The 2,137-nt window shown below is 67.9% G+C and carries 1 protein-coding gene; it reads left to right on the forward strand.

Going from position 1 to position 2,137, the window contains the following annotated elements; genetic code table 11:
* The first annotated feature begins 461 nt into the window (after positions 1-461).
* Positions 462-2,066 (forward strand): SulP family inorganic anion transporter, encoded by a 1,605-nt coding sequence (locus tag ACJ7C5_RS13045; RefSeq protein ID WP_412704142.1) that lies wholly within the window; start codon positions 462-464, stop codon positions 2,064-2,066.
* Positions 2,067-2,137: the final 71 nt, after the last annotated feature.

A 2,137-nucleotide genomic window follows, 5' to 3' on the forward strand; every position in this document is an offset into this window, starting at 1 on the left:
CCTTCGACAGATCATCGCGATCTGCCGGTAGATCCACGCCATGCGTGGATAACGTGGAAATGATCGAATTGTTCGTGTAGAGCCGAGCCATGCTCGGCTCAGATGCCTCGCGTACAGCAGCCGAGCATGGGCTCGGCTCTACAACGAGCGCCTGACTTTGCTTTTGATCTTTTGATTCTCTTCCGTGGCTGGCACGCGCAGGAAACTGTCAGGGGCCGGGCGGGTAGGCTGCGCAGGGGCGTGAGCCGCATGGATGCGGCGACCGAGCTTACATGGATGTACTTGCAGCGACCCCTGCGCAGCCTACCCCCCCGGCCCACCCCCTGAGGTCCGCTGTCCGAGGCCAACCCCCAGCCACGAGGGGCTCCGCCGTTGGCTGGAACCCATCATTCCACCACGGAATTGGCGCGCCGGCCCCGCTGGGCCTACCATCGGCGGTCCCCACCCCCACCACCCCTTCCATGTCCGCTCCCGCTTCCGCCGCACCGCGTCGCTGGTTCGTCGCCGGCGACTTCAACGGCTTCTTCGGCCTGGTCGTCGACAACCTCTCCATCCTCGGCTTCATCGCCATGGCCCTGGTCGGGATCTTCCAGTTCCCCGCCGACGTAGTGTTCGGCCGCATGTTCCCCGGCACCGCCTTCGGCGTGCTGGTCGGCAACCTGCTGTACACCCTGATGGCACGCCGGTTGGCCGCACGCACCGGCCGCGACGATGTCACCGCGATGCCGCTCGGCCTGGATGCACCGACCAGCATCGGCATGGCCCTGCTGGTGCTCGGCCCGGCCTTCATCGCCTTCAAGCAGCAGGGCATGGATCCGCACGCGGCGGGCATCGCTACTTGGCAGCTGGGCATGGCCGCGCTGGTCATCATGGGCGTGCTCAAGTTCGTGCTGTCATTCTTCGGTGAAGCGGTCACCCGCGCGCTGCCGCGCGCCGCGCTGCTGGGTTCCATCGCGGGCATTGCGCTGGTGCTGATGGGCCTGCTGCCGCTGCTGGAAACGCTGCGCTCGCCGCTGGTCGGCTTCACTACGTTGGGCTTGCTGCTGTATGTGCTGATCGCCAAGGGCAAGCTGCCGGTGCGCGGCCCCGGTGTGCTGTTGGCCTTCGTGTTCGGCACCGTGCTGTATTACGGCCTTGGCCTGGCCGGGCTGGGCGCACCGGGCTTCCACGTACCGGAGTGGGTGCCGCCGCAGGTGGTGCTGCCGCTGCCGACGCTGGGTTTCCTTGATGGCCTGCCTACCGCGATGACCTACCTGCCGCTGCTGCTGCCGTTCGGCCTGCTGATGGTGGTCGGTGGCATCAACGTGTCTGAAAGCGCACGCGCGGCCGGTGATGACTACCGCACCCGCGACATCCTGCTGGTGGAGGCGGTGGCCACGCTGGTGGCCGGTGTCTGCGGCGGCGTGGCACAGACCACGCCGTACATCGGCCAGCCGGCCTACAAGCACATGGGCGCACGCAGCGGTTACACGCTGCTGACCGGCCTGTTCGTCGGCATCGGCGGCATGCTGGGCATCATCTCGGGGCTGGTGCAGTGGCTGCCGCTGGCGGTGCTGGCACCGATCATCGTGTACGTGGCCATCGACATCACCACCCAGGCCTTCCAGGCCACGCCGCGCCACCATACCGGTGCGATGGTGTTCGGTTTCCTGCCGTCGGTGGCCTACCTGCTGGCGATCAAGGCGCCGGGTTGGATCGCCCCGGACCAGCTGCCGCAACTGCTGACCAAGCTCGACGGCCATGGCCTGCCGGAGCTGGCGGTGATCTTCACCCTCGGCAACGGCTTCATCATCACCTCGATGCTGTGGATCTCGGCAGTGGCGGCGATGGTCGATGGTCGCCTGCGCCGCGCCTGCGGTTTCCTGCTGGTGGCGGCGCTGTTGACCCTGTTCGGCCTGATCCACTCGGTGGACCCGCGCGGCGGCATCTACCTGCCATGGGATCTGGACGGCCTGGCGCGCATCATCAGCTGGCAGTTCGCCGGCGCCTACGTGGCACTGGCAGTGCTGCTGGGCCTGCTGTCACTGCAGAAGCAGGCGGTGAAACCGCTGGGTGAGAACAGCTGACCCCACGGTAGTGGGGGGCGCGGGGCCGCCCCACCCCGGGGGGCGGGCGGGGGGGGGGCCCGGCCGGCCGC

This window comes from Nocardiopsis yanglingensis, from assembly GCF_045809185.1.
GTDB classification, from domain to species: domain Bacteria; phylum Pseudomonadota; class Gammaproteobacteria; order Xanthomonadales; family Xanthomonadaceae; genus Stenotrophomonas; species Stenotrophomonas yanglingensis.

What these genes read in the sequence shown, in the direction of transcription:
- ACJ7C5_RS13045 (WP_412704142.1), top strand. Translation starts at nt 462, where the DNA reads ATGTCCGCTCCCGCTTCCGCCGCACCGCGTCGCTGGTTCGTCGCCGGC.